General features: G+C 67.8%; 31 protein-coding genes and 1 tRNA gene. 18 read left to right on the forward strand and 14 right to left on the reverse strand.

Annotated elements, in window-relative coordinates:
- The first annotated feature begins 5 nt into the window (after positions 1-5).
- From IHD13_RS03540 to IHD13_RS03575, 8 genes are all read left to right on the forward strand, one after another.
- Positions 6-308: an urease subunit gamma gene (locus tag IHD13_RS03540; protein ID WP_195859660.1), complete on the forward strand. Its 303-nt coding sequence runs from the start codon at positions 6-8 to the stop codon at positions 306-308.
- Between the two features lie 148 nt (positions 309-456).
- A complete protein-coding gene (locus tag IHD13_RS03545; protein WP_195859661.1) occupies positions 457-777 on the forward strand; it encodes an urease subunit beta in 321 nt (106 codons plus the stop codon).
- Positions 774-2,477, forward strand: coding sequence for an urease subunit alpha (gene ureC / locus IHD13_RS03550; protein ID WP_195859662.1), 1,704 nt, complete (start codon positions 774-776; stop codon positions 2,475-2,477). The genes IHD13_RS03545 and ureC overlap by 4 nt, the downstream gene beginning before the upstream one ends.
- Positions 2,478-2,722: 245 nt before the next feature.
- Positions 2,723-3,244 (forward strand): urease accessory protein UreE, encoded by a 522-nt coding sequence (ureE, locus tag IHD13_RS03555; RefSeq protein ID WP_195859663.1) that lies wholly within the window; start codon positions 2,723-2,725, stop codon positions 3,242-3,244.
- Positions 3,234-3,929, forward strand: coding sequence for an urease accessory protein UreF (locus IHD13_RS03560; protein WP_195859717.1), 696 nt, complete (start codon positions 3,234-3,236; stop codon positions 3,927-3,929). Before ureE ends, IHD13_RS03560 begins: the two co-directional genes overlap by 11 nt.
- A gap of 122 nt (positions 3,930-4,051) precedes the next feature.
- A complete protein-coding gene (ureG, locus tag IHD13_RS03565) occupies positions 4,052-4,693 on the forward strand; it encodes an urease accessory protein UreG (protein WP_195859664.1) in 642 nt (213 codons plus the stop codon).
- 43 nt (positions 4,694-4,736) lie between these two features.
- Positions 4,737-5,345 carry a HupE/UreJ family protein gene (locus tag IHD13_RS03570; RefSeq protein ID WP_230086119.1) on the forward strand — a complete coding sequence of 203 codons (609 nt, stop codon included), beginning with the start codon at positions 4,737-4,739 and terminating at the stop codon, positions 5,343-5,345.
- A 139-nt stretch (positions 5,346-5,484) separates the two neighbouring features.
- A complete protein-coding gene (locus IHD13_RS03575; protein WP_195859665.1) occupies positions 5,485-6,903 on the forward strand; it encodes a phospholipase D family protein in 1,419 nt (472 codons plus the stop codon).
- Positions 6,904-7,007: 104 nt separating this feature from the next.
- Here IHD13_RS03575 and IHD13_RS03580 read toward each other — a convergent pair.
- The 6 genes from IHD13_RS03580 to bioB all read right to left on the reverse strand — a co-directional run bounded on the left by IHD13_RS03580 (position 7,008) and on the right by bioB (position 11,630).
- Positions 7,008-7,092 (reverse strand) — tRNA-Leu (locus tag IHD13_RS03580).
- Between the two features lie 59 nt (positions 7,093-7,151).
- Positions 7,152-7,856 (reverse strand): dethiobiotin synthase, encoded by a 705-nt coding sequence (gene bioD, locus IHD13_RS03585; RefSeq protein ID WP_195859666.1) that lies wholly within the window; start codon positions 7,854-7,856, stop codon positions 7,152-7,154.
- A gap of 48 nt (positions 7,857-7,904) precedes the next feature.
- Complete coding sequence (locus IHD13_RS03590) at positions 7,905-8,717, reverse strand: methyltransferase domain-containing protein (RefSeq protein ID WP_195859667.1); 813 nt, start codon at positions 8,715-8,717, stop codon at positions 7,905-7,907.
- Positions 8,714-9,412: an alpha/beta fold hydrolase gene (locus tag IHD13_RS03595; protein WP_195859668.1), complete on the reverse strand. Its 699-nt coding sequence runs from the start codon at positions 9,410-9,412 to the stop codon at positions 8,714-8,716. Before IHD13_RS03595 ends, IHD13_RS03590 begins: the two co-directional genes overlap by 4 nt.
- A complete protein-coding gene (gene bioF / locus IHD13_RS03600) occupies positions 9,409-10,569 on the reverse strand; it encodes an 8-amino-7-oxononanoate synthase (RefSeq protein WP_195859669.1) in 1,161 nt (386 codons plus the stop codon). The genes IHD13_RS03595 and bioF overlap by 4 nt, the downstream gene beginning before the upstream one ends.
- A complete protein-coding gene (bioB, locus tag IHD13_RS03605; RefSeq protein ID WP_195859670.1) occupies positions 10,569-11,630 on the reverse strand; it encodes a biotin synthase BioB in 1,062 nt (353 codons plus the stop codon). Before bioB ends, bioF begins: the two co-directional genes overlap by 1 nt.
- A gap of 76 nt (positions 11,631-11,706) precedes the next feature.
- On the opposite strand from bioB, the gene IHD13_RS03610 reads away from it, so the two are divergent.
- Positions 11,707-12,408, forward strand: coding sequence for a ComF family protein (locus tag IHD13_RS03610; RefSeq protein WP_230086120.1), 702 nt, complete (start codon positions 11,707-11,709; stop codon positions 12,406-12,408).
- A gap of 91 nt (positions 12,409-12,499) precedes the next feature.
- Positions 12,500-13,495 carry a serine/threonine protein kinase gene (locus tag IHD13_RS03615; RefSeq protein ID WP_195859671.1) on the forward strand — a complete coding sequence of 332 codons (996 nt, stop codon included), beginning with the start codon at positions 12,500-12,502 and terminating at the stop codon, positions 13,493-13,495.
- 92 nt (positions 13,496-13,587) lie between these two features.
- On the opposite strand, the gene IHD13_RS03620 is transcribed toward IHD13_RS03615, so the two are convergent.
- On the reverse strand, positions 13,588-14,139 hold the full coding sequence (locus tag IHD13_RS03620; RefSeq protein ID WP_195859672.1) for a hypothetical protein: 552 nt from the start codon (positions 14,137-14,139) through the stop codon (positions 13,588-13,590).
- Between the two features lie 363 nt (positions 14,140-14,502).
- On the opposite strand from IHD13_RS03620, the gene folE reads away from it, so the two are divergent.
- From folE to IHD13_RS03640, 4 genes are all read left to right on the forward strand, one after another.
- Positions 14,503-15,060: a GTP cyclohydrolase I FolE gene (gene folE / locus IHD13_RS03625; protein ID WP_195859673.1), complete on the forward strand. Its 558-nt coding sequence runs from the start codon at positions 14,503-14,505 to the stop codon at positions 15,058-15,060.
- A gap of 30 nt (positions 15,061-15,090) precedes the next feature.
- Complete coding sequence (gene folX / locus IHD13_RS03630; protein WP_195859674.1) at positions 15,091-15,501, forward strand: dihydroneopterin triphosphate 2'-epimerase; 411 nt, start codon at positions 15,091-15,093, stop codon at positions 15,499-15,501.
- A 91-nt stretch (positions 15,502-15,592) separates the two neighbouring features.
- A complete protein-coding gene (locus IHD13_RS03635; RefSeq protein ID WP_195859675.1) occupies positions 15,593-16,069 on the forward strand; it encodes a hypothetical protein in 477 nt (158 codons plus the stop codon).
- Positions 16,070-16,130: 61 nt separating this feature from the next.
- The gene (locus tag IHD13_RS03640) at positions 16,131-17,588 is read left to right on the forward strand and encodes an NAD-dependent succinate-semialdehyde dehydrogenase (RefSeq protein WP_195859676.1); all 1,458 of its coding nucleotides are present in this window, start codon (positions 16,131-16,133) and stop codon (positions 17,586-17,588) included.
- Between the two features lie 125 nt (positions 17,589-17,713).
- Here the strand turns inward: IHD13_RS03640 and groL are convergent, their stop codons facing one another.
- From groL to IHD13_RS03655, 3 genes are all read right to left on the reverse strand, one after another.
- Complete coding sequence (gene groL, locus IHD13_RS03645; protein WP_195859677.1) at positions 17,714-19,351, reverse strand: chaperonin GroEL; 1,638 nt, start codon at positions 19,349-19,351, stop codon at positions 17,714-17,716.
- Positions 19,352-19,417: 66 nt separating this feature from the next.
- Positions 19,418-19,711, reverse strand: coding sequence for a co-chaperone GroES (locus IHD13_RS03650; protein ID WP_195859678.1), 294 nt, complete (start codon positions 19,709-19,711; stop codon positions 19,418-19,420).
- A gap of 211 nt (positions 19,712-19,922) precedes the next feature.
- A complete protein-coding gene (locus IHD13_RS03655) occupies positions 19,923-20,438 on the reverse strand; it encodes an FxsA family protein (protein ID WP_195859679.1) in 516 nt (171 codons plus the stop codon).
- A gap of 175 nt (positions 20,439-20,613) precedes the next feature.
- On the opposite strand from IHD13_RS03655, the gene IHD13_RS03660 reads away from it, so the two are divergent.
- Complete coding sequence (locus IHD13_RS03660; RefSeq protein WP_195859680.1) at positions 20,614-21,375, forward strand: SDR family oxidoreductase; 762 nt, start codon at positions 20,614-20,616, stop codon at positions 21,373-21,375.
- A 46-nt stretch (positions 21,376-21,421) separates the two neighbouring features.
- Here the strand turns inward: IHD13_RS03660 and IHD13_RS03665 are convergent, their stop codons facing one another.
- Positions 21,422-21,688: a ComEA family DNA-binding protein gene (locus tag IHD13_RS03665; protein WP_195859681.1), complete on the reverse strand. Its 267-nt coding sequence runs from the start codon at positions 21,686-21,688 to the stop codon at positions 21,422-21,424.
- Positions 21,689-21,886: 198 nt separating this feature from the next.
- On the opposite strand from IHD13_RS03665, the gene pyrF reads away from it, so the two are divergent.
- Positions 21,887-22,588 (forward strand): orotidine-5'-phosphate decarboxylase, encoded by a 702-nt coding sequence (pyrF, locus tag IHD13_RS03670; RefSeq protein ID WP_195859682.1) that lies wholly within the window; start codon positions 21,887-21,889, stop codon positions 22,586-22,588.
- 13 nt (positions 22,589-22,601) lie between these two features.
- On the opposite strand, the gene lapB is transcribed toward pyrF, so the two are convergent.
- The 3 genes from lapB to IHD13_RS03685 are packed head-to-tail and all read right to left on the reverse strand — an operon-like array spanning position 22,602 to position 24,438.
- On the reverse strand, positions 22,602-23,783 hold the full coding sequence (lapB, locus tag IHD13_RS03675) for a lipopolysaccharide assembly protein LapB (protein ID WP_195859683.1): 1,182 nt from the start codon (positions 23,781-23,783) through the stop codon (positions 22,602-22,604).
- Entirely contained in the window at positions 23,784-24,089 is a 306-nt protein-coding gene (locus IHD13_RS03680) for a LapA family protein (protein WP_195859684.1), read from the reverse strand.
- Positions 24,090-24,141: 52 nt separating this feature from the next.
- Positions 24,142-24,438 carry an integration host factor subunit beta gene (locus IHD13_RS03685; RefSeq protein WP_230086121.1) on the reverse strand — a complete coding sequence of 99 codons (297 nt, stop codon included), beginning with the start codon at positions 24,436-24,438 and terminating at the stop codon, positions 24,142-24,144.
- A gap of 191 nt (positions 24,439-24,629) precedes the next feature.
- Here IHD13_RS03685 and IHD13_RS03690 point away from each other — a divergent pair, with 191 nt between their 5' ends.
- Together IHD13_RS03690 and IHD13_RS03695 are read left to right on the forward strand one after the other, a co-directional pair.
- Positions 24,630-24,923 carry an FAD assembly factor SdhE gene (locus IHD13_RS03690; protein ID WP_195859686.1) on the forward strand — a complete coding sequence of 98 codons (294 nt, stop codon included), beginning with the start codon at positions 24,630-24,632 and terminating at the stop codon, positions 24,921-24,923.
- The gene (locus IHD13_RS03695) at positions 24,883-25,284 is read left to right on the forward strand and encodes a hypothetical protein (RefSeq protein WP_195859687.1); all 402 of its coding nucleotides are present in this window, start codon (positions 24,883-24,885) and stop codon (positions 25,282-25,284) included. The genes IHD13_RS03690 and IHD13_RS03695 overlap by 41 nt, the downstream gene beginning before the upstream one ends.
- Positions 25,285-25,286: the final 2 nt, after the last annotated feature.

The raw sequence follows: 25,286 nt of genomic DNA on the forward strand, positions 1-25,286 counted from the left end.
GGCCCATGGAACTGACCCCGAGAGACAAAGACAAGCTGATGCTCTTCCTGGCCGCCCAACTGGCCGAGCGCCGCCGCGGCCGTGGCCTGAAGCTCAACTACCCCGAGGCGGTGGCGCTGATCAGCTTCGAGATCATGGAGGGCGCCCGGGACGGGCGCAGCGTGGCCGAGCTGATGAGCCATGGACGCGAGATCCTCGGCCGCGACGACGTCATGGAGGGGGTGGCCGAGATGGTCCACGAGGTGCAGGTCGAAGCCACCTTTCCCGATGGAACCAAGTTGGTCACCGTTCATAGCCCCATTGTGTAGCGCAGGACGAAATGGCTGCGCTCGGCCATACGGCGTTGAACATCGGCTCGCCATGCTCATTGAGCACCCAGTCAACTCCGCTGGCTCGCCGCTGTTCGCCTTGTCTGGCCATCGCTCGCTCATTTCAGCAACGTTGTAAGGAGGCGTAATGATTCCGGGTGAGTATCAATTGCAGGGCGGCGAGATCGAACTCTGCCCGGGGCGCGAGCGGCTCGCCCTCGAGGTCGCCAATACCGGGGATCGGCCGATCCAGGTCGGCTCCCACTACCACTTCGCCGAGACCAATCCGGCGTTGCTCTTCGATCGCGCCAAGGCGCGTGGCTATCGCCTGGACGTGGCCGCCGGTACGGCGATCCGCTTCGAGCCGGGGCAGACCCGCGAGGTGACCCTGATTCCCTTCGCCGGACGCCGCCATATCTATGGCTTTCTTGGCCAGGTCATGGGACGCCTGGAGGAGGACGCGCAATGAAGATCTCGAGACAGGCCTATGCGGAGATGTACGGCCCCACGGTGGGCGACCGGGTGCGTCTGGGGGATACCGAGCTATGGATCCAGGTGGAGCGCGATGCCACTCACTATGGCGAGGAGGTGAAGTTCGGCGGTGGCAAGGTGATCCGCGACGGCATGGGCCAGAGCCAGCGCCACGATGACGCCGTGATGGATACGGTGATCACCAATGCCCTGATCCTCGACTGGTGGGGTATCGTCAAGGCCGATGTGGGGCTCCAGGGCGGCCGTATCGCGGCCATCGGCAAGGCCGGCAACCCCGATACCCAGCCTGGGGTGGAGATCGTGATTGGCCCGGGCACCGAGGTGATCGCCGGCGAGGGCATGATCCTTACCGCCGGGGGCATCGATTCCCATGTCCACTTTATCTGCCCCCAGCAGGTAGAGGAGGCGCTCGCCAGTGGCATTACCACCCTGCTCGGCGGCGGCACCGGGCCCGCCACCGGCTCCAAGGCCACCACCTGCACGCCGGGGGAGTGGCATCTCGGCAAGATGCTCCAGGCCGTCGATGAGCTGCCGATGAATATCGGCCTGCTGGGCAAGGGCAATGCAAGCCTGCCGGAGGCCCTGGAGGCCCAGCTGGAGGCGGGGGCCATGGGGCTCAAACTGCACGAGGACTGGGGTACCACCCCGGCGGCCATCGATTGCTGCCTCTCCGTGGCCGAGCGCTATGACGTCCAGATCGCTATTCATTCGGATACCCTGAACGAGTCGGGCTTCGTGGAGGAGATGCTGGCTGCCTTCAAGGAGCGTTGCATCCACACCTACCATACCGAGGGTGCCGGGGGCGGCCATGCGCCGGATATCCTCACCGCCTGCGCCAAGCCCTATGTGTTGCCGTCCTCCACCAATCCGACCCGGCCCTACACGGTCAACACCGTCGATGAGCACCTCGACATGCTGATGGTGTGCCACCACCTGGACCCCAAGATTCCCGAGGACGTGGCCTTCGCCGACTCGCGGATCCGCCGCGAGACCATCGCCGCCGAGGACATCCTCCAGGACCTGGGGGTGATCTCGATGATCTCTTCCGACTCCCAGGCCATGGGGCGGGTCGGCGAGGTGATCTGCCGCACCTGGCAGACCGCCCACAAGATGAAGGTGCAGCGCGGCCTGCTACCGGAGGACCAGGCGCTTGGCGCCGACAACTTCCGGGCCCGGCGCTATATCGCCAAGGTCACCATCAACCCGGCCATCACCCATGGCATCGCCCATGAGGTGGGCTCCATCGAGGTGGGTAAGCTCGCCGACCTGGTGCTCTGGAGCCCGGCCTTCTTCGGCGTCAAGCCGGCGCTGATCCTCAAGGGGGGCATGATCGCCATGGCGCCCATGGGCGACCCCAATGGTTCGATCCCCACGCCCCAGCCGGTGCACTACCGGCCGATGTTCGGCGCCTTCGGCCGGGCCGCCAGCGAGACCCGGGTCAGCTTCGTCAGCCAGGCGGCGCTGGATGCCGGGATCAAAGAGCGTCTGGGCCTCGCGAGCCGGCTGGTGGCCTGCCGCGATGTCAGGGGGGTAAGGAAAGGGGATATGAAGCTTAACGACGCCTGCCCGGAGCTTAGCGTCGACCCCCAGACCTACGAGGTGCGCTGTGACGGCGAGTTGTTGACCTGTGAGCCGGCCACGGAGCTGCCGCTGGCTCAGCGCTATCACCTGTTCTGATGACCATGGTGAAGCGGACGCCTATGCATGAGGGCCAGCCTGTCGGCGCGAAACCTCGCGTGGCCGCTGGTGACCCGGACGAAGCGACGCGGGCGATCTTCAGGGATGAAGATCGAGGAAAGCCGGCACAGGGATGTGCCGTCTTTCCGACCGCGGGAGTCCGTCCGGGGCGCCAGGGTTTCGGACACGTGGCGTTGAGTGAGACAGGGCTGGCTCGTCTCGAGATACCAGAGGAGCGGTTATCAATGCTGAAACTGATTGAACGGCTGGGGCCCATCGCGGCGGACCGGGCCACCGATACCCTGACGCTGCCCTATGAGCGGCGCGTGCTGGGCCGCCTCAAGGCAGAAAGCGATAGCGGCCGCGAGCTGGGGCTGTTCCTCGACCGTGGGCCGGTGCTGCGCGACGGCGAGGGGCTGCGCGGTGAGGGCGGCGAGATCGTGCGGGTGAGCGCGGCCGACGAGCCGGTGGTCACCGCCCGGGTGGCCGCCGGCCTGCCGTTGGCGCGGCTCGCCTACCATCTGGGCAACCGCCATGTGCAGCTGGCCCTGGGCGGGGACGCGCGGGGCGGTTACGTGCGCTTTCCGCCGGACCATGTGCTGGAGGCGCTGGCCGAGCGGCTGGGCGCGAGCCTGGAGCGGCACGAGGCCCCCTTCGATCCGGAGCCCGGGGCTTACCAGCAGTCAGGCGGGCATGAGCACTCCCATGGGCATGGACATCAGCACCATGATCATGACCACGAGCATCGGCACCCCCATGCCCACTGAGTCGGGCGGAGGGCAGGGCGATGATCTGGCGCTGCTGGGCCTGCTGCAGCTGGTTAGCCCGGCGCTGCCCATCGGTGCCTTCGCCTTCTCCCAGGGGCTGGAGAGCGCCTTCGAGCTGGGCTGGGTGACGGACGAGGCGAGCCTCGGCGATTGGCTGGAAGGCGTGCTCGACGATGGCCTGACCCGCTGCGAGCTGCCGGTGCTGGCGCGTCTGCAATCGGCCTGGGCCGAGGGCGATCACGACGCCCTGGTGGCGTGGGACCGGTGGCTGGCCGCCAATCGCGAGACGGCGGAGTTGGCCGCCGAGGATAGGCGGCTCGGGGCGTCGCTCACGCGGCTGCTGAACAGCCTGGGGCTCACGCCAGACGAGCCGGGGCTCCCCACGGAGGCGGGCTATGTGACGGTCTTCGCCTGGGCGGCCCGGGTGCGTGGCATCGCCCCGCGCCAGGCGCTGCTCGGCTTCGCCTGGGCCTGGCTGGAGAATCAGCTGGCGGTGGCCTGCAAGGCGCTGCCGCTTGGCCATACCGCCGCTCAACGTCTGGTGGAGCGGCTGCGTCCGGCCCTGGTTCACGCGGTGGACGAGGCGCTCTCGCTCGGTGACGACGAGCTCGGCCCGGCGCTGCCCGGCCTGGCACTGGCCAGCGCCCAGCACGAGACCCAGTATTCGCGGCTGTTCAGAAGTTAGCGCCGAGCGCCAAGTTAGGCCGGGGCGTCAGGGTTTCGGACGCGTGCGTGGTGAGTCCAGTGAGTCGCTCATGCCGAAAGGCCGACAGGAAGACGACGAAAGAGTGCATAAGGAGACACGATATGACCCATTGTTTACGCGTTGGCGTCGGCGGCCCGGTGGGCTCCGGCAAGACGGCCCTGCTCAAGCAGCTCTGCCTGGCGCTACGCGACCACTACGATATCGCCGTGGTCACCAACGATATCTATACCCGCGAGGACGCCGACTTCCTGCTCAAGCACGAGGCGCTCGCCGCGGATCGCATCCTCGGCGTGGAAACCGGCGGCTGTCCGCATACCGCCATCCGCGAGGACGCCTCCATGAACCTCGCCGCCATCGACGAGCTGCAGGGGCGCCACCCCAACCTTGAGCTGGTGCTGGTGGAGTCCGGCGGCGACAACCTCTCGGCCACCTTCAGCCCCGAGCTCTCCGACCTGACCCTCTACGTGATCGACGTCTCCGCCGGTGACAAGATCCCTCGCAAGGGAGGACCCGGCATCACCAAGTCGGATCTGTTGATCATCAACAAGATCGATATCGCCGAGCAGGTGCATGCGTCCCTCGAGGTGATGGAGCGCGACTCGAAAACGATGCGCGGCGAGCGCCCCTTCGTCTTTACCAATCTCTATGACGGCGTCGGCCTGGAGACGATCATCCAGTTCATCCTCGAGCGCGGCATGCTGCCGGAGCGCCGGCCGCCGGAGCGCCGGCCGCAGTCCGCCTGAGACGTATCATCGACACAGAACCCCCGGCAAGGAGATCGCCACCATGTTCCACACCCCGACCCGTCTCACGACCCCCGCCATGCGTGCCGCCCTGGCGGCTGCGCCCCTGCTGCTGTTCGCCGGGACCGCCCTGGCGCATCCGGGGCACCACCACCATGAGGGTGGCTTCGCCGCCGGCCTGGCCCACCCGCTGCTGGGGCTCGATCACCTCCTGGCGATGCTCGCCGTGGGTCTCTGGAGCCTGCGCCAGTCCCGGGCCCTGAGCCTGGGGGCGCCCCTGCTGGCCGCCGCCGGCATGCTGCTGGGGGCCGGCCTGGCCTGGGCCGGCATCGCCCTGCCCGGGGTGGAATTCGGCATCGCCCTGAGCGTGCTGCTGGCGGGCGTACTGATCGCCGCCCTGGTGCGGGTGCCTGCCCTCGTCGGTGCCGGGGTGATCCTGCTGTTCATGCTCTTCCACGGCCACGCCCACGGCAACGAGATGCCCCATGGTGCCTCCATGCTGGCGTATCTTGCGGGCTTTACTCTGGCGACCCTGGCAATCACCTTCGCCGGGCGCCTGGCCGGTGGCTGGCTGATGGCCCGTGATAACCGGATTCTGCGTGGGCTGGGCGTCGCCCTGGCCGGCCTCGGGGCGCTCTTCGCCTTCGGTTGACCGTGTCTTGGCATCGGTTGCGCGCCCGGCCTTGGCCGGGCGCGCTGCGTTTCGGCGCGGAAGCGGCTATGCTGGCGACGCGGCAGCGGGCCGCAGTTTATCGGGTAGGGAGACCGGGATGGCAACGCGGAGGCGGCCTATGTGGCCCTGGGTATTGGGAATGGTCCTGCTGGCCTGGGTGGCCATGGGCCTCTGGCAGAGCCTCAAGCCGCTGCCGGAAGGCCTTGGCCGAGCCTGGCCGGTGCGCGGCGTCGAGGAGGTGCATTTCCTCGCCGACCGCACCTGGTATGACGCCGAGGGACGGCGCCACCAGGAGCAGCAGATCTTCGACGAGGTGCTGGCGATGATCGGCCAGGCCCGGCGCCTGGTGGTGGTGGACATGTTCCTGTTCAATGACTTCGCCGGTGAGGCCGCGGGGGAGGGCTTCCGACCGCTTTCCGGCGAGTTGAGCCAGGCGCTGCTGGCCCAGAAACGCCGTTACCCCGAGCTCGAGGCGGTGGTGATCACCGACCCGCTCAATACCCTCTACGGGGGCCTGGCCCTGGAGCACCTGGAGGCGCTGCGCGAGGCAGGAGTTCGGGTGGTGGAGACCGACCTGACCCGGCTTCGGGCCTCCAACCCCCTGTGGTCCGGGGGCTGGCACCTGGGGCCCCGCTGGTTCGGCAACAGCAGTGAGGCGGGCTGGCTGCCCAATGCCATGGGGCCGGGCCGGGTCACCTTGCGCAGCTACTTGAGTCTGCTCAACTTCAACGCCAACCATCGCAAGACCCTGGTGGTGGATCGCGGCGACGACTGGGTGGGGCTGGTCACCTCCGCCAACCCCCATGATGCCAGCAGCCGGCATGGTAACGTGGCCCTGCGCTTCCGCGGCGCGGCGGCCCTCGACCTGCTGGCCAGCGAAGGGGTGGTCGCGGCCTGGGGTGGGGTGGCACTTCCCGAGCCGACGCCAGTCCCCGAGCCGGCGTCGGAACTGGCCCTGCAGCTATTGACCGAAGGCGCGATCCGCGACGCCCTGTTGGCCACCATCACCGCCGCCGAGGCGGGGGATCGCCTCGACCTGGCGGTCTTCTACCTCGCTCATCGCGGAGTGATCGAGGCCCTCGCGGCGGCCCAGGCCCGCGGGGTGGCGGTGCGGGTGCTGCTGGACCCCAATCGGGACGCCTTCGGCTTCGCCAAGAATGGTATCCCCAACCGGCCGGTGGCCGAGGAGCTGGCCGTGGCCGGGGTGGCGGTGCGCTGGTGCCTGACCCGCGGCGAGCAGTGCCACAGCAAGCTGCTGCTTCACCGCCCCGCCGGAGAGAGGGAAGCGACCCTGATCCTCGGCTCCGCCAACTTCACCCGGCGCAACCTGGACGATCTCAATCTGGAGACCAGCGTGCGCCTGGTCGGCTCGGCGCAGGCTCCGGCCCTGGTGGAGGCCGCCGCCTTCTTCGAGTCGCGCTGGGAGAACGGCCCCCGGGGCCAGACCAGCCAGCCGCTGAACGGGGAGGAGACGGTGGGGCCCTGGATGCGCTGGCGCTACCGTGTAATGGAGGCCACGGGGCTATCCACCTTCTAATTCGCCGGAAACGACGACGCCCCGCATCAGCGGGGCGTCGTCCGTATTCGAGTTCGCCGATCGTGCCATGGCGAGATGGCTAAGGCGTTGAAAACAGAGAAATATGGTGCGGATGGGGAGACTTGAACTCCCACGCCCGAAGGCACCAGAACCTAAATCTGGCGTGTCTACCAATTCCACCACATCCGCGGGGTGAACGGAGCCCGTTGGCTCGTCGACAGGGCCCCATATTCTAGGTGAATAGTGCCTCAAGTCAAGGCGTTATTGGCTTCCCCGGGGAGCCGCAGATGGGCCGCGGCGGCGCTCGCCAGGGCCTGGGGCGAGCCCCTCCCCAGGGGCGGCACCACCCCCAGGCAGGGCTCGGGCAGGTGGTGGCGCAGGCAGGCCAGGTTGGCGGCCTGCTCGGCCATGTCGGCATCGATGCCGTTGGCCACCCAGCCGGCTAGGGTCAGGCCATCGGTGCGGATCGCCTCGGCGCTGAGCCGGGCGTGATTGATGGCGCCCAGCTTGAGCCCCACCACCAGGATCACCGGCAGCCCCAGGCGCGCGGCCAGGCCGGCCAGGTCTTCCCGGTCGTTGAGGGGCACCCGCCAGCCCCCGGCGCCCTCCACCAGGATCAGGTCCCGGGGCAGCGCCAGGCTCGGGGCCAGGGCCCCGGCCAGGCCGGTCAGGGTCAGGCGCTCGCCGGCTTGCTCCGCCGCCAGGTGGGGAGCGATGGCGGGGGCATAGGCGTGGGGGTTGATGGCGGCATAGTCCATGGCCGGAGTGCTGACGGCCTGGAGGGCCAGGGCATCGGCGTTACGCAGGCCCTGCGGGGTCGCTTCGCAGCCGGAGGCCACCGGCTTGAGGCCCAGGGTGGTGAGGCCGGCGCCTCTCGCCCGGGCCAGCAGGCCGGTGGCCACCAGGGTCTTGCCAGCGTCGGTATCGGTTCCGGTAATAAAGTAGGTGTTCATTATCGGCTCATTTATCGAGGATCGAGCATTGGCCCGTGCGGGTCCGATTTATCTGTCGAGGATCAGGGTCAGGCGTTGGTAGCTGACCGGCAGACCCGCGGGCTCCCGCAGGCCCTCGAAGCGCTCTCGGGCCCGGGCCAGGTCGGCGCGGCCCAGGCGCGGCGCGTCCTTGTCCGGGGCCACCTGGGCGCCGACCCCCTTGATGGAAGCCATCACCGCCGCCAGGTCCGGGTAGAAGAAGCGCTCCCGGGCGCTCTCCAGGCGCACCCGGGCAAAGCCGGCTCGCCGGGCCGCTGCCTCGAGCCCCTCCGCATCGATGAAGTCGAGCAGGGCGGCGGGGCGGCCGGGTCGCGACCAGGCCATGGCCACTTCGGCCAGGGTGCCGGGGCCCAGGGTATTGATCAGGGCACGGCCACCGGGGCGAAGTACCCGTCGTGCCTCGGCGAGCACCGTCGTGACGTCCGGGCACCACTGGATCGCCAGGTTGGAGAAGAGCAGGTCCAGGCTGCCGTTGGCCAGGGGCAGGGCGGCGGCATCGCCGGGCACCCAGGCGATGGCCTCGCCGTGCCGGCGCCGGGCTTCGGTGAGCATGGCCGGGGCCAGGTCGAGGCCGATCACCCGGGCCATGGGGTAGTGAGCCGCCAGGCGAGCGCTCCAGTGGCCGGGGCCGCAGCCCAGATCGAGGATCGTCTCGGCATGTGCCGGCAGGTGGCGCCAGAGGTGCTCGCCGAGGGCGGCCTGGGCCGCGGCGCGTCGGCAGTAATGGGGGGCCGCGCGGCCGAAGGCCCGGGCCACCCGGCGCCGCCAGTCCGGCGGCTCGGCGCCTCGCTCGTCGGCCTGGGTGGGCAGGGGAGCGGTCATGCGCCGACCTCCAGGGCCAGGCCCTCGAGATGCTGAACCAGTACCGCCGGGTGGCTCAGGTGGGGGCAGTGGCCGGCCTCGGCGAGCAGCATCTCGTCCGCCAGTGGTGCCGGAAGCAGCGGATCCCGGGTGCCGCGCAGTCGTCGGATGGGACAGGGCGGGGCAGCCAGTGTCGCGCTGATATCCAGGCTTGCCAGTTGATCGAGGCCGGCCGCCAGGGTGGCCTGGCCGGCGCGGGGCGTCTCCCCGAGCAGGTCTCGGAGCCGCCGATGGGCCTGGCGAGGCCCCGGCTCGCCGCTCAGCTGATGGCGCAGGAAGTGGCGCCAGGTGGCGTGGGGGTCCCGTTGGAAGGCACGTTGGAAGCTGGCGAGCTCCGCCGGCGATACCGGTCCGGCGGTGAAGCGTGGGGCGCAGCCCAGCAGCACCAGGCCCCTGGGCGGGGGGAGGTGATCGAGCAGTGCGGCAGCCAGCAGGCCACCCAGGGACCAGCCGACCCAGAGCGCGTCGCGGGGCAGGGCCTCGGCCATGGCCGCGGCGAGCCTGTCGAGGGCGCCGGGCGTGGCCAGGGCGGGAGCCTCGCCGTAGCCGGGCCAATCGGGCGTCGAGACCTCTACCCCGGCGGACCAGTGGGGCGTCAGGGGCTGCCAGATACGCGCATCGCAACCCCAGCCGGAGAGTAGCACCAGGTGACTCACGGCAGTGGTTCCGGGTCGGCGGTGAGCAGTTCGGCGAGCCGCTCCAGCAGCTCGTCGATATCCTCCCGGCGGTGGCCGCTGGAGAGGGTGATGCGCAGCCGTCCCTGGCCCTGGGGGACCGTGGGTGGGCGAATGGCGCCGACCATGAAACCGGCTTCCCGCAACGCCAGGCTCCAGCGCATCACCCGGGCGCTGTCGCCCAGCAGCAGGGGCTGGATGGGGGTCGGCGAGGGCAGTAGCGGCAGCTTCAGCTCGGCGGCCCGGGTTCGGAAGTGGTCGAGATGCGCCTGCAGTCGCCGGCGACGTTCCGGTTCCGTCTCGAGGATATCCAGGGCGCGCAGGGTCGCCATGGCCATCCCGGGAGGCTGGGCGGTGGTGTAGATATAAGGGCGGGCAAACTGGATCAGGGTGTCGATCAACAGGTCATCGCCGGCCACGAAGGCGCCGGCGGTGCCCAGGGCCTTGCCCAGGGTGCCGACCAGTATCGGCACCTGCTCGGCATCGAAGCGCCGACCCACGCAGCCATCGCCATTCTCGCCCAGTACCCCGATCCCATGGGCATCATCGATCATCAGCCAGGCGTCGTGACGGGCGCAGGCCGTCGCCAGGCCATCGATATCCGCCATATCACCGTCCATGCTGAAGACGGCATCGCTGACCACCAGGCGTGGCCCGCCCTCCTCGGCTCGCCCGAGCAGGCGATCCAGGTCGGCCAGGTCGCGGTGGTGGAAGCGGCGGCTGCGGGCCCCGGCCAGCTGTGCCCCGTCCAGCAGGGAGGCGTGGTTGAGGCGGTCCTGGAAGATATGGGTCTGGCGGTCGCAGAGGGCCTGGAGGGTGCCGAAATTGGCCATGTAACCGGTGGAGAAGAGCAGTGCCCGGGGACGACCGGTGAGATCGGCGAGTCGCTCCTCCAGCAGTTGATGGGGCAGCAGGTGGCCATTGACCAGGTGTGAGGCCCCGGCTCCGCTACCGAAGCGCCGGGCGCCCTGGGACTGGGCTTCGGCCAGCCGCGGGTCCCGGGCCAGGCCCAGGTAGTCGTTGCTGGCGAAGTCGCGCACCCGGCTGCCCGGGGCCGGCGTCATGGTGAGCCGTTCGCGCCATAGCCCCGCTTCACGCTGCCGGGCGAGGCGCGACGAGAGTCGCTGCCGCCACGCCATCAGGCCACCGTGGCGTCGTAGTAGAGGCCGGCGCCGGCCCGGCGCTGCATGGCTGTCTCCAGGGCCGCGGCCTGCTCGTGGTCGTCGCTGCAGGTCTCGCGCTGCTCCGGGTGCAGGCCGAGGCGCTCGAAGAGGCGCTTGTCCCGAGCCGCTTCGGGATTGTCGGTGGTCAGCAGGCGTTCGCCGTAAAAGATCGAGTTGGCGCCGGCCAGGAAGGCCAGGGCCTGGGTACTGTCGTCCATCTGTTCGCGTCCTGCGGAGAGTCGCACATGGCTTCTTGGCATCAGGATACGCGCCACGGCGATGGCGCGCACGAATTCGATGGGATCCAGGTTGTCGACGTCTTCCAGGGGGGTGCCGGGTACCTTGACCAGCATATTGATCGGTACCGATTCCGGGTGCGGGTCGAGGCGGGCCAGTTGCTGGAGCAGGGCGGCCCGGTCGCGCCCCGATTCGCCCATGCCGAGGATGCCACCGGAGCAGATCTTCATGCCGGCCTCGCGCACATGGCCCAGGGTCTCGAGGCGATCGGCATAGCTGCGGGTGGTGATGATCTCGCCGTAGTACTCCGGGGAGGTGTCCAGGTTGTGGTTGTAGTAGTCGAGGCCGGCCTCGGCCAGGCGCCGGGCCTGGGCGTCGTCGACCATGCCCAGGGTCATGCAGGTCTCCAGGCCCAGGGCCTTGACCCGCTTGACCATCTCCAGCACCACCGCCAGGTCCTTCTCCCGCGGGCTGCGCCAGGCCGCACCCATGCAGAAGCGGCTGGCGCCGGCGGCCTTGGCGGCCTCGGCCTGGGCCACTACCTTCTCGATCTCCAGCAGCTTCTCCTTGTCCAGCCCGGTGGTGTAGTGCCCCGACTGGGGACAGTACTTGCAGTCCTCGGGGCAGGCACCGGTCTTGATCGAGAGCAGGGTGGAGACCTGCACCGCATTGGCATCGAAGTGGGCGCGGTGCACCTGCTGAGCCTGGAACAGCAGGTCATTGAAGGGCAGGGCGAAGAGCGCCTCGATCTCGTCCACCGACCAGTCGTGGCGGGGTGGGGTGGGGCTGGCTAGAGTCATGGTAGGGCTCGCGGCTGACTGAGTTAACTATATGAGTCACTTTGGGTTGACCACGATGATAGGGCGTGGCCACGTCTTGTCAACTTCGATCGTGCCTTGGGTTGACCGGGTGCTGCGTCATGCCCTGCCGGGGCGCTGTGCCTTCTGCCTGGGCCCGGCCGGCCGTCGGGGGCCCTGGTGTCACGACTGCCTGCTGGCCCTGCCCTGGAACCTGCCGGCCTGTCCGCGCTGCGGCGAGCCCCAGCCGGGGCAAGGGCTGGGCAGGCCCTGTGGCACCTGCCTGCGGCGGCCGCCGGCCTTCGACCTGACCCGGGCGCCGCTGCGCTATGAGAACGAGGTGAGCGGTTTGATCCGGGCCTTCAAGTTCCATGCTGCGCCCCGGGCCGGCAGCGTGCTGATGGAGCTGTTCTGGCGTGGCCTGCCGACCACGCCGGTGGAGGCGCTGGTGGCGGTGCCCCTGCATGACCGACGCGCCCGGCAGCGCGGCTTCAACCAGGCGGACTGGCTCGCCCGGCGCCTGGCGCGACGCCTCGAGCTGCCACTGATCGGGGCGGGGCGCCTGCGCGACACCCTGAGCCAGCGCGGCCTCGATCGCCCGGCGCGCCGGAGCAACCTGCGCCGGGCCTTCCGGGTCGAGGCGCCATTGCCGGCGCGGGTCGCCCTGGTGGATGACGTCATGACCACCGGGGCGACCCTGGATGCCCTGGCGATCGCCTGCCGCCGGGCCGGCGCCGAGACGATCGAGGCCTGGGTGATGGCACGCACGCCGCTGGAATAAGCCTCGCGCTCTCCTGGAATAAGCGGCGATGAGAGGCCATGGGGCTGCTATCATGGCCAGACCCTCTCCCAGCACCAGCAAAGGACGCGCCATGACGCCGGATCCACACCCCTTCGAATCCCTCTCGCCGGCTCGGGTGGTCGAGGCGGTGGAGTCCCTGGGCTTCTGGCTGCCCGGTGAGCCCTTCGCCCTGAACAGCTACGAGAACCGGGTCTTTCAGCTGCATGACGAGGAGCGCCGGCGCTGGGTGGTGAAGTTCTACCGCCCCAACCGCTGGGCGGATGCGGCGATCCAGGAGGAGCATGACTTCCTGGCCGAGCTGGTGGCCGAGGGCGTGCCGGTGGCCGCCCCCTGGCGCAGTGACCAGGGCACCAGCCTGCATCGCCATCAGGGCTTCCGCTTCGCGCTCTTCCCGCAGCTGCCGGGGGGCGCCCCGGAGCTCGATAACCCGGATCATCTGTTCGCCCTGGGCGAGCTGATCGGGCGCCTGCATGCGGTGGGACAACGCGGCGAATTCGTTCATCGGCGGCGGCTCGAGCCCGGCCCGCTCGCCGAGGAGAGCCGTCGTATCGTGCTCGACGGGCCCTGGCTCAATGCCCGCCAGCGTCGGGCCTATGAACGCATCAGCGGTGAGCTGGCGGTGGCCATCCTCGAGCGGCCCTGGCCCGAGAGCGCGATGATTCGCGCCCATGGCGATTGCCATCTGGGCAATATGCTCGGCCGCGACGGCGACTTTGCCCTGGTCGACTTCGACGACTGCCTGATGGCCCCGGCGGTGCAGGATCTCTGGATGCTGCTCAGTGCCCAGCACGAACAGGAGTGGCAGATGCAGCTCTCGGAACTGCTCGAGGGGTATGAGCAGGCCTGCGATTTCGACCGCCGCCAGTTGCGCTGGATCGAGGCGTTGCGGGGGCTGCGCCTGATGCGCCATAGCGCCTGGCTGGTGGCGCGCTGGGAGGATCCGGCCTTCCCGCGGGTCTTCCCCTGGGTCGCCGAGGCGGGATACTGGGATCAGCATATCCGCGACCTGGAGCAGCAGTGCCTGGCCTTGAACGCCCGGCCACGCTGGCTGGCGGGGCCGGAGTAACGCCGGCTAGCCCGTATCGGGAAGCAGTAACGCCGGAGGCCCAGCCAGGTTGGCTGGGCCTCCGATGCAATGGACGGCGGAGATCACGGCGATCAGGGGGCCTCGGCAGCCTCTGCCTGACGACGTTGCTCATTGATGCGTGCCGATGGATTGTCCTGGGGCTCCAGGGTCAACTCGCCACCCAGCTGCAGGGTAAAGGCCCGGGAGGGCTCGAGGCGTGCCTCGCTGCACTGGGCGTCCACGCAGGCATTCAGCCCGAAGCGGCCGTCGTCGTCGTAGGCGCTGGCGGACAACTCGCCGCTGAAGATCTCGCTCTCGCTGCCCTGGGTGGCGATGCAGGTCAGGGTGCGGGCCGAGACCCGCAAGCGGTCGCCGTCCAACAGGCCGTCGGCGGTGATCAGGCAGTGAGACGGCAGGGCATAGTCGCCGGCGGCATCGGCCACCGGGCGCAACAGCATATCGCTGTAGCGTGGAGCGTCGGCGCTGAAACCGACGGACTCGATAACGGCGACCTCGATCACTGCCTCATCGGGCAGGTAGAGGGTGTCGGCTTGGGCGACCTCAGCACTCAGGCCGGCACTCAGCAGCAGTGACGCTGACAGGCCGGAGAGCAGGGAGGTGAGCCGAAGGGGGCGGTGTGCCATGGCGGGACTCTCAATATGCAGGCAATAACCAATAGCAGGCAACAAGGCGTGATTCCAAGGCTCCCATGCTAGCACATCTCCTTGTCCGGCCGCAGGGCGGCGAGGCCGGCGTGACATTATGTCACGCGAGCGTGGCAGGGCGCGGATGGCGTCATCGCGGCGCGAGAAGACCTGCGGGGCCGGCGCCCATGCGCTAGAATCCCCCCCTTGACCGAGCCCGGCTCGGCGGATAGGCGCGTGGCGCTGGCATCACCAGTGGATCGCTGTCGCCCCGAGGATGCCCGCTAGGGCAGATATTCATTGTACAAAACCTGTACCCGCTGCAATAATCTGTAGCGATATTTTCGACAAGTGGGCTACACCATGACTGAAGCACTCGCCGAACACTACCGCCAGATCATCCTCGGCCTCGGGGAGGATCCCGAGCGAGAGGGGCTGCGCGACACCCCCAAGCGCGCCGCCAAGGCGATGCAGTTCCTGACCCGGGGCTATGAGCAGTCCCTGGAAACCCTGGTCAACGGCGCCGTTTTCGAGTCCGAGACCGACGAGATGGTGCTGATCAAGGATATCGAGCTCTACTCCCTGTGCGAGCACCACCTGCTGCCCTTTATCGGCAAGTGCCATATCGCCTACCTGCCCAACGGCAGGGTGCTGGGCCTCTCCAAGTTTGCCCGCATCGTCGACATGTTTGCCCGGCGCATGCAGATCCAGGAGAACCTGACCCGGCAGATCGCCGAGGCGGTGCAGCAGGTGACCCAGGCCCGCGGCGTGGCCGTGGTGATCGAAGCCAAGCATATGTGCATGATGATGCGTGGCGTGGAGAAGCAGAACTCGAGCATGACCAGCTCGGTGATGCTGGGTGCCTTCCGCGAGAATGCCCCGACTCGCCAGGAGTTCCTGACCCTGATCAATGGCCGCTGAACGCCCTGACGCCGGAGGAGCCTAGCCACCATGCCCATGCACTCGTTGAATGATCAGCACCTCGATCATGACCTGGCAACCATCCGCATCAAGAACCTGCGGCTGCGTACCTATATCGGCATCAAGGAGGAGGAGATCGCCAATCGCCAGGACGTGGTGATCAATGCGGTGATTCGCTATCGGGCCGCCCGAGCGGTGCAGTTCAACCATATCGATCAGGCCCTCAACTACCGCACCATCACCAAGCACCTGATCGCTCATGTGGAGGAGAACCGTTTCCTGCTGCTGGAGCGCATGACCCGCGAGGTGCTGGATATCATCATGTCCTACGAGCAGGTACTGACCGCCCAGGTGGAGATCGACAAGCCGCATGCCCTGCGCTTTGCCGACTCCGTCTCCATCACCCTCTCCGACTCTCGAGAGGCGCCCTTCCAGGGATGATCCCGGTCATGATATCGGTCCGCTGCGGGGTTGGTGCCGCGGCCGATTCGTCTTAGCATGGGGGGAGACCACCAGCCAAGGGAGACTCGCCTTGAACGGCGACATCATTGCCTTCGACGACACCACCCAGTCGGGTGAAATCGCCGCCGCCGATGGCCGGCGCTATGCCTTCGACCTCAGTGGCTGGCGTGGCCGGGGGCTGCCCGCCGCCGGCCAGGAAGTGGCCTTCACGCCCCGGGAGGGCCAGGCCGTGCAGGTGATCCTGCGCCCCGTGCCCCAGCAGAAAGCTCGCCCGGCCTCGCCGGAATCGATGGGGCGACGGCCACGCTATTCCGGCTGGAGCATCGCCGGCCTGGTGATGGCCTTTCTCTCACTGTTCCTCGATGGCCAGGTGCCGCTGCTGGGGGCCGCGGCGGCGGCCTGTGCCTGGTTGGGCCTGCGCCAGATCCACCGTGAGCCGAGCCGCTATCGGGGCCGGCTGTTCAGCTGGTTGGCCATTGCCCTGGCCCTGCTGGTGGCGGTGCTGGGTGCCCTGGTCGACCCCAGCACGGCGGCGCCGGTGAGCTAGGCGTCCCCCCTTTTTTCTCCCCGGCGGCATGGGCCGCCGGCTTCCCGGGAAGGAGCGAGCTATGGAATCCCTGCAAGAGAGTACCCTCTACCGGCCCTTCGCCTATATCGACGGCAGTTGGGTCGCGGCCGACAGCGGCGAGCAGATCGAGGTGATCAACCCGGCCACCGGCAAGCGTATCGGTCAGGTGCCGCGCCTGGGGCGCGGCGAGACCGAGCGCGCCATCGAGGCCGCCGAGGCGGCCTTCCCCGCCTGGCGCGCCCTGACCGCCCTGGAGCGGGCCGACATCCTGATGAAGTGGCATGACCTGATGCTGGAGCATCAGCAGGAACTGGCCTGGATCATGACCCTGGAGCAGGGCAAGCCCCTGGCCGAGGCCGCCGGCGAGATCGCCTATGCGGCCAGCTTCCTGCGCTGGTTCGCCGAGCAGGCGCGGCGGATCAGCGGCGAGACCCTGCCCGCCGCCAAGCCCAATCAGCGTATCCTGGTGACCAAGCAGCCGGTGGGCGTGGTGGGGGCCATCACCCCCTGGAACTTCCCCGCCGCGATGATCACCCGCAAGGCCGGCGCCGCCCTGGGGGCGGGCTGTCCCATCGTCATCAAGCCGGCCAGCCAGACGCCCTTCTCGGCCACCGCCCTGGCACTGCTGGCGGAGTGGGCCGGGGTCCCCCGCGGCGTCTTCAACGTGGTGCCCGGCAAGGCCAGCGAGATCGCCGCGGCCCTCACCGAATCCCCGGCGGTGCGCAAGCTCACCTTCACCGGCTCCACCGAGGTGGGGCGTACCCTGATGGCCCAGGCCTCCCGGCATATCCAGAAGCTCTCCCTGGAGCTGGGTGGCAACGCGCCCTTTATCGTCTTCGAGGACGCCGACCTGGATGCCGCCGTCGAGGGCGCCATGGCCGCCAAGTTCCGTAACGCCGGCCAGACCTGCGTCTGCACCAACCGCTTCCTGGTCCAGACCAGCGTGATCAACGCCTTCTGCGAGAAGCTGGCGGCGGCCATGAACAGCGAGCTCAAGGTGGGTAACGGCGCCGAGGCCGGCATCAATATCGGTCCGCTGATCGATGACAAGGCAGTGGCCAAGGTCGCCGAGCATGTCCACGACGCCGTGGACAAGGGCGCCGAGCTGCTGCTGGGGGGCAACCGCCATCCCCTGGGGGGCAACTTCTTCACGCCCACCCTGATCAACTTCGCCAGTGCCGAGATGAAAGTGGCCAGCGAGGAGACCTTCGGGCCCCTGGCGGCGGTCTTCCCCTTCGAGGACGAGGAGGATGCCGTGGCCCAGGCCAACGCCACTGAATACGGCCTGGCGGCCTACTTCTACTCCCGGGACCTGAGCCGGGTATGGCGGGTCTCCGAGGCGCTGGAGTATGGCATGGTGGGGATCAACACCGGCCTGATCTCCAACGCCGCGGCGCCCTTCGGCGGCGTCAAGGCCTCCGGCCTGGGCCGCGAGGGCGGTCATCAGGGCATGGAGGAGTTCCTCGAGACCAAGTACCTGTGCATGGAGCTGGAATAAGCGCCAGCCCCTGATACTCACCCAAGCGCCAGGCCCCGAACGGGGCCTGGCGCTTTTTTCAGGCCATGAAAAAACCCCGCCGGCGAAAACCGGCGGGGTCGATCAGGCGGGTTGCCCGGGTCGGCTTACATCATGCCGCCCATGCCACCCATGCCACCCATGTCCGGAGCGGCGGCTTCTTTCTCTTCCGGATCATCGGCCACCATGCACTCGGTGGTGATCATCAGGCCAGCCACGGAACCGGCGGACTGCAGGGCAGAGCGGGTCACCTTGGCCGGATCCAGCACGCCCATCTCGAAGAGGTCGCCGAACTCACCGGTCTGGGCGTTGTAGCCGAAGTTGCCCTCGCCGTCCTTGACGCGGTTGATGACCACGGAGGCCTCTTCGCCGGCATTGGTGACGATCTGACGCAGCGGGGCTTCCATGGCGCGCAGGGCCAGGGTGATGCCGTGGGTCTGGTCGTCGTTGTCACCGGTCAGGCCGGCCACCTTGGTCAGCACGCGCACCAGGGCGGTACCACCCCCCGGTACCACGCCTTCCTCGACGGCGGCGCGGGTGGAGTGCAGGGCGTCCTCGACGCGGGCCTTCTTCTCCTTCATCTCCACTTCGGTGGCGGCACCGACGCGGATCACGGCGACACCGCCGGCCAGCTTGGCGACACGCTCCTGGAGCTTCTCACGATCGTAATCGGAGGAGGTCTCCTCGATCTGGGCGCGGATCTGGTTGACGCGGGCCTCGATGTCGCCCTCGGCACCGGCGCCGTCGATGATGGTGGTGTTTTCCTTGGACATGGTCACGCGCTTGGCGCTGCCCAGGTGGTCCAGGGTGGCCTGCTCGAGGTTCAGGCCCACTTCCTCGGAGATCACGGTGCCGTTGGTCAGGATGGCGATATCCTGCAGCATGGCCTTGCGACGATCGCCGAAGCCCGGCGCCTTGGCGGCGGCGACCTTGACGATACCGCGCATGGTGTTGACCACCAGGGTGGCCAGGGCCTCGCCTTCGATGTCCTCGGCGATGATCACCAGCGGCTTGCCGGCCTTGGCGACGGCTTCCAGCACCGGCAGCAGCTCGCGGATGTTGGAGATCTTCTTGTCGACCAGCAGCAGGAAGGGGTCTTCCAGCTCGACGGCCATGGTGTCCTGGTTGGTGACGAAGTACGGGGAGAGGTAGCCGCGGTCGAACTGCATGCCCTCGACGACTTCCAGCTCGTCTTCGAAGCCACGACCCTCGTCGACGGTGATCACGCCTTCCTTGCCGACCTTCTCCATGGCCTCGGCGATGATCTCGCCGATGCGCGCGTCGCCGTTGGCGGAGATGGTGCCGACCTGGGCGATCGCCTTGGAGTCGGTGCAGGGCACGGCCAGGGCCTGGATCTCCTTGACCGCGGCGATCACGGCCTTGTCGATGCCGCGCTTGAGGTCCATCGGGTTCATGCCGGCGGTCACGCCCTTCAGGCCTTCATTGACGATGGCCTGGGCCAGCACGGTGGCGGTGGTGGTGCCGTCGCCGGCCACGTCGGAGGTCTTGGAAGCGACTTCCTTGACCATCTGGGCGCCCATGTTCTCGAACTTGTCCTTCAGTTCGATCTCCTTGGCCACGGAGACGCCGTCCTTGGTGACGGTGGGGGCGCCGAAGGACTTCTCGAGCACCACGTTGCGGCCCTTGGGCCCCAGGGTGGCCTTCACGGCGTTGGCGAGGACATCCACGCCACGAGCCATGCGCTTACGGGCGTCGTCGGAAAACTTGACCTGTTTCGCTGCCATTTTCGTTACTTCCTATGAATCGGTTGTCAAACAAGAACGCTAACGTCGTTTGGCGGGCTCTGGGGCTTAGCCTTCCACCACGGCGAGGATGTCGGACTCGCTCATGATCAGGACCTCTTCGCCGTCGATCTTCTGCTTCTCGACGCCGAAGCCCTCCTTGAAGATCACGGTGTCACCGACCTTGACGTCCAGGGGACGCACTTCGCCGTTATCGAGAATCCGGCCGTTACCGACGGCGAGCACTTCGCCACGTGTCGGTTTTTCCTGGGCGTTGCCCGGAAGCACGATGCCGCCAGCGGTCTTCTGTTCTTCTTCCACGCGACGGATGATGACGCGATCGTGCAGAGGACGGATGTTCATTGCTCACGTACTCCTGATGGTTGGCTGTGTCACGCTTGGCGTGACGGTGGTCGTTACCGGCTTCGCAGCAGGGCCGCGAAGTGAAGGCGGTTGCCTTCCGTGTCGCTGGCTCGTCGCCGGGGCGCCGAGCCGAAACCGTTGCTAGCCCAACAGTGGGGGCGGGTGAATGGCTTTCAAGGCCTGTCGCGAAAATTTTTTCATCGAGGGCCGCTCAGCGGCGAGACTCTCCGCGGGGAATAAAGTCGCCTTCCAGGGGGGCATCCTGATGCGCGTTCCGATCGCCGCCTGCATCGCCCTCACGCCCGGCCTGCTGCCAGTCGTCGGCATGGGGGCGCCGGTGGGTCTGGGAGTTGCCGGCACCCATCGACGCGGCCTGGAAGCGTAGCCCCAACCGCGCCAGGCCCTTACCGAGCAGGCGCCGGGCATCGGGCACCAGGCATAGCAGGCCCAGGCCGTCGGAGAGGAAGCCCGGGGCCATCAGCAGGGCGCCGCCGAAGATCAGTGCCGCCCCGGTCAAGAGCTCGCCGGTGGGGACCTCGCCCCGGGCGAAGCGCTCCTGGGCCCGGGCCAGGGTGGCTACGCCCTCGCGGCGAATCAGGTGCAGGCCGATGAAGCCGGTGGCCAGCACCATCAGCAGGGTGGTCAGCAGGCCGATCTGGCTGCCTACCGAGAAGAGGATAACGAAGTCGAGCAGGGCGAAGAGAGTGAAGAGAAGTAGAAAAGGCATGGTGCCTCCGGCGGTGTCGATGGATTGAGTAGTGAGGGTGGCTGGAGGCAATTTCAAGGCATTCTCCCTGTGCGAGTTTTTCAACGCGTGCTAGCTTATAGAGGTTGCTGCGTTGCACAAAAAAATGAGATGGCGGCCGGGTCGCCATCTACCCTGACTATCGAGGAGAACACTCATGCAGATGGACAAGGCGGTGATCGCCATTACCGGTGGGGCCCGCGGCCTGGGGCTGGCCATGGCGCGGCGGCTCGGGCAGCAGGGGGCCCGGTTGGCGTTGCTGGATCGCGAGGCCGAGGCCCTGGATGCCGCCGTGGGGACGCTGGCCGACGCCGGTGTCGAGGCCCAGGCCTTCGTCACCGATGTGGCCGACGAGGGCTCGGTGACCCTGGCCTTCGCCGATATCGCCGAGCGAATGGGCCCGGTGCAGGGGTTGGTCAACAATGCCGGCATTACCCGCGATGGCCTGCTGATCAAGGCCAGGGACGGGAAGGTCGAGAAGGGGCTGTCGCTGAGCCAATGGCAGCAGGTGATCGACGTCAACCTGACCGGGGTCTTCCTGTGCGGTCAGGCGGCGGCCCTGCAGATGGTCGAGGCCGGCCAGGGTGGGGTGATCGTCAATATTTCCAGCATTTCCCGGGCCGGGAACATGGGCCAGAGCAACTATGCCGCGGCCAAGGCAGCGGTGGCGGCGTTGACCGTGACCTGGGCCAAGGAGCTGGCCCGCCACGACGTGCGGGTGGGAGCCGTGGCCCCGGGCTTTATCGAGACCGATATGACCGCGGCGATTCGTCCCGAGATGCTGGAGAAGATCGCCAAGGGGATCCCCCTGGGCAAGCTCGGTCAGCCGGAGGATATCGCCGAGAGCGTGGCGTTTATCTTCAACAATGCGTACTTCACTGGTCGCGTCATCGAGTGCGATGGTGGCCTGAGGATCTGAGAAGGAAGGAAGAAGAAGCCCGGGGGCCTGTGCCCCCGGGAGCGGCTCAGAACTCCAGTTGATCGCGCATGGCTTCGACGGTAGCCGGGCCGATACCGCTGACCCGGGTCAGGTCGTCGGGGTCGCTGAAGGGGCCGTTGGCCTCCCGGTCCTCGATGATGGCCTGGGCCTTGGCGGCACCGATGCCGGGCAATTCGGCGAGCATCTCGGCGTCGGCCTGATTGACATTGATGGGGGCCATCTCCTGGGCCAGGGTCAGCGGGGCCAGGCCCAGTAGCAGGGCGAATACCAGCCCCTTGAGGGTTGCTTTCATTACCCATCCTCCCTAATGGTTTGAAGTTCTTGTGTAACCGGTGGGTTACAAATTAACCCTAGCCCCTGAGCTTCTCCGTGCTGTCAGCCTTTAGCGATCTTCTCCGTGGGCGATTGGCGGCGCGTGCAGGCCGACGCGCCCCGGCGCGACTGGTATACTAAGGCGCCCTATCAACGCGCCGAGGAGATGCCAGCCCCCATGTCCACCGACTCCCCCCTGATCATTGCCCTGGATTTCCCGTCCCTGGACGCGGCCCTGTGCCTGGCCGACCGGCTCGACCCGGCGCGTTGCCGGCTCAAGGTGGGCAAGGAGCTGTTTACCCGCAGCGGGCCCGATGTGCTGGAGGCCCTGCATGGGCGTGGTTTCGAGGTGTTCCTCGACCTCAAGTTCCACGATATTCCCAATACCGTGGCCGGCGCCGTCCAGGCGGCGGCGGAGCAGGGCGTCTGGATGGTCAATGTGCATGCCGGAGGGGGGCGGCGGATGATGGAGGCGGCTCGGGAGCGGCTCGAGCGCCACGCTCTGTCGACCCAGCTGATCGCCGTCACCGTCTTGACCAGCATGGAGGCGGAGGATCTCGCCGAGGTGGGCGTGGCGGTCTCGCCGGCCCAGCAGGTGGAACGCCTGGCGCAGCTGGCCCAGGACAGCGGCATGCACGGGGTGGTCTGCTCGGCTCAGGAGTCGGCGCGGCTCCGCGAGCTATGCGGCGATGCCTTTCTCAAGGTGACGCCGGGGATTCGTCCCAGTTTCGCCGAAGCGGGGGATCAGCGGCGTATCCTCACGCCGGCCCAGGCCATGGCGGCGGGTAGCACCCACCTGGTGGTGGGGCGGCCGGTCACCCAGGCCGATGAGCCCATGGCGGCCCTGGCGGCCATCGAGGCCGAGCTGGCCGGGGCCTGAGCCTTCTCTTTGGTCACTCCCCTTCGATGCCGGTGACCGGTTTGGTGGTGCCCCACTGACGGCAACTGGGGCACTGCCAGTGCAGCTGTTCGCCGGCAAAGCCGCAACGACGGCAGCGAAAGCGGGGATGGCGGGCCAGCAGGGCCTCGGTGTGCTGCTTGAGCAGTTCGATGCGGCCTCGCTCTTCGGCATCGGCATTGCGCGCATAGAGATCCATCAGGTAGTCCAGGGCGCGCAGGCTGGGGGCACTCGCCAGTTGCTCGCGAATAAACGCCTCGGCGGCGGCATTGCCTTCCCGCTGTTGATGACTCTGCGCCAGGGCCAGCAGGGCGCTGGTGAAGGGGGCGCGCGCGATCAGTTCTTGCAGGTAGTGCTCGAAGCCCTGGGGGTCCTCCAGGCGGCGATACGCCTCTGCCAGGGGGTCGAGGATGATGGGGGCAAAATCGAGGTCCTGGTCGGGAATGCGCTTGAGTAGCTTCGCCTCGGCCTTATAGTGACCGGTGTCGTGCTCGAGGCGGGCCAGCAGCCAGGTGGCCCGAACGCACTGGGCGTCGATGCCGAGCGCCTGACGCAGGTGCTTGCGAGCCGGCCCGGGGCTGGCGCCCTGCAGCTCCTGCTCGGCCAGTTCACACAGCCAGTGACTGGCGGCTCGCCGCAGCCCCTCCTGGCGGCGTATCAGTTCGGGGACCGCCACCTCCACGGCCGCCTGCCACGCTTTCTCCCGCTCCAGCAGGTCCACCAGCAGGCGCTTGGCGGCCAGGCGCAACTCCTCGTCCTGGGCCTCGCGAATCAGTCCCTGGAGGAGGCGCTCGGCGCGGTCATGGAGGCCGAGCTTGAGGAAGTCGCGGGAGAGTTCCAGTTGCACGCGCTGCCCCTGGGCAGGGGTGAGGGCGGGGCGGGCCAGCAGGTTCTGGTGGATCTTCACCGAGCGATCGGCTTCACCCCGGGCACGGAACAGGCTGCCCAGGGCGATATGGGTCTCGATGGTATCGCTGTTGACCTCCAGGGCATTGACGAAGGTCTCGATGGCTCGGTCGGGCTCCTCGTTGAGCAGATAGTTGAGCCCCACGAAGTAGTCCCGGGACAGCCGCCCCTGGGAGGAGGCCTCGCCACGAACCGAGGCACTGCGTCGGCCCAGCCACCAGCCGATGGCCACCGCTGCCAACAACAGGGCCAGCAGCAGAAGATCCACCATTCAGGGTAGTTCCTTGAGCTCCTGGACGCGCAGCCGATCCAGCTCCTTGCGCTGCTGCTGATTGTGCCGCTGAGCACGAGTCAGCAGGGTGCGCAGGCGCAGATAGACACCGGTCATGGCCAACATGCCGAGCAGTACGCCACACACCAGGGCGGCCAGCAGCCACACCGAAAGGGAGGCTGGGGGGAGCTCGATCCAGATCAGGTTGAGGGGCAGGGCCTGTTGATTGTTGACGGCGAAGAGGATGCCGACCAATAGCACTGCCACCAGGATAATGGCCAAAATCACGCCTTTTAACCAACGCATGGAGCTTCCTTCGAGTCGTGTCTGTCGTCATGGCGCAGGGCGCCCTTCGCCCTCAGTACCCCAGGGCACGGCTGGCATTGACCTGCTCGCGCAGCTCCTTGCCGGGTTTGAAGTGTGGCACGAATTTGCCGTCCAGGGCGACCGGGTCGCCGGTCTTGGGGTTGCGGCCGACCCGGGGTTCCCGGTAGTGCAGCGAGAAGCTGCCGAAGCCGCGAATCTCGACACGGCCCCCGTCGGCCAGGGTGTTGGTGATGTCGTCGAGAATGATCCTGACGGCGGCCTCGACTTCCTTGATCGACAGCTCCGGCTGTCGCATGGCGATCTGCTCGATCAACTCGGACTTGGTCATCGGCGTTTCTCCAAGGGCAATGCCGTGTCTGCGGCTCTTGTTTGTTCTCAGCATACTGCGCAAATCTTGATAAAACAACGAACTACAACACGACCCTCGAAAAGGGGCTGGTCAGGGGCGAGGTTTGGGCTCGCGGCCGCCGCCTCGGTTATAATGCGGGAACATTCCCAAGACTTGTCCGAGGTTCTCCCTTGAGCGAAGCGACCCCCCTAGAAGATGTCGAACGCAAGCGGCTCTACTGGCACTCCCGGCGTGGCATGTGGGAGCTGGATCTGCTGTTGGTGCCTTTCCTCGAGCAGCGCTATGGCGAGCTCGATGGCGATGATCGTGCCGCCTACCGGGCCCTGCTGGAAGAGGAGGATCAGGACCTGTTCGTCTGGCTGATGCGTCGCGAGCCTCCGGAGGCCCCGGCGCTGCGGCGCATCGTTGGCTTGATCATCGAGCATGCCGAACACGGCGATCGCGATCAGTTTCGCGCCCTCTAGGTGGGCGCTGCTGCCGCCGCTGCTCAGCGGTGGCGGCACTCTCGTGCTGTTGGCCTTGCATGCGCCGCCGGGGATGACCGCCCTGGCGGCGCTGTCGTTGGGGGCAGGGCTGTATTGGCAGGCCCGGCGCCGCCCTGGCGGGCGGCTACGTTTCGTGCCCATCGGCGAGGGCGGCGAATGGGAGTGGGCCGAGTCCCAGGGCGACTGGCGGCGAATCGAGCTGAGCTGTGATTACCTGGGGCCCTGGCTGATTGGCCTGCGCTTGGGTCGTCGACGGTTCTGGGTATGGCCGGATAGCGCCGGAAGCGATGCCCGTCGCCGCTTGCGGCGACACCTGGTCGCCCGGCGCGCCGTCCCCTGAGG

It is taken from the genome of Halomonas sp. 328 (genome assembly GCF_015645095.1).
Classification (GTDB): domain Bacteria; phylum Pseudomonadota; class Gammaproteobacteria; order Pseudomonadales; family Halomonadaceae; genus Bisbaumannia.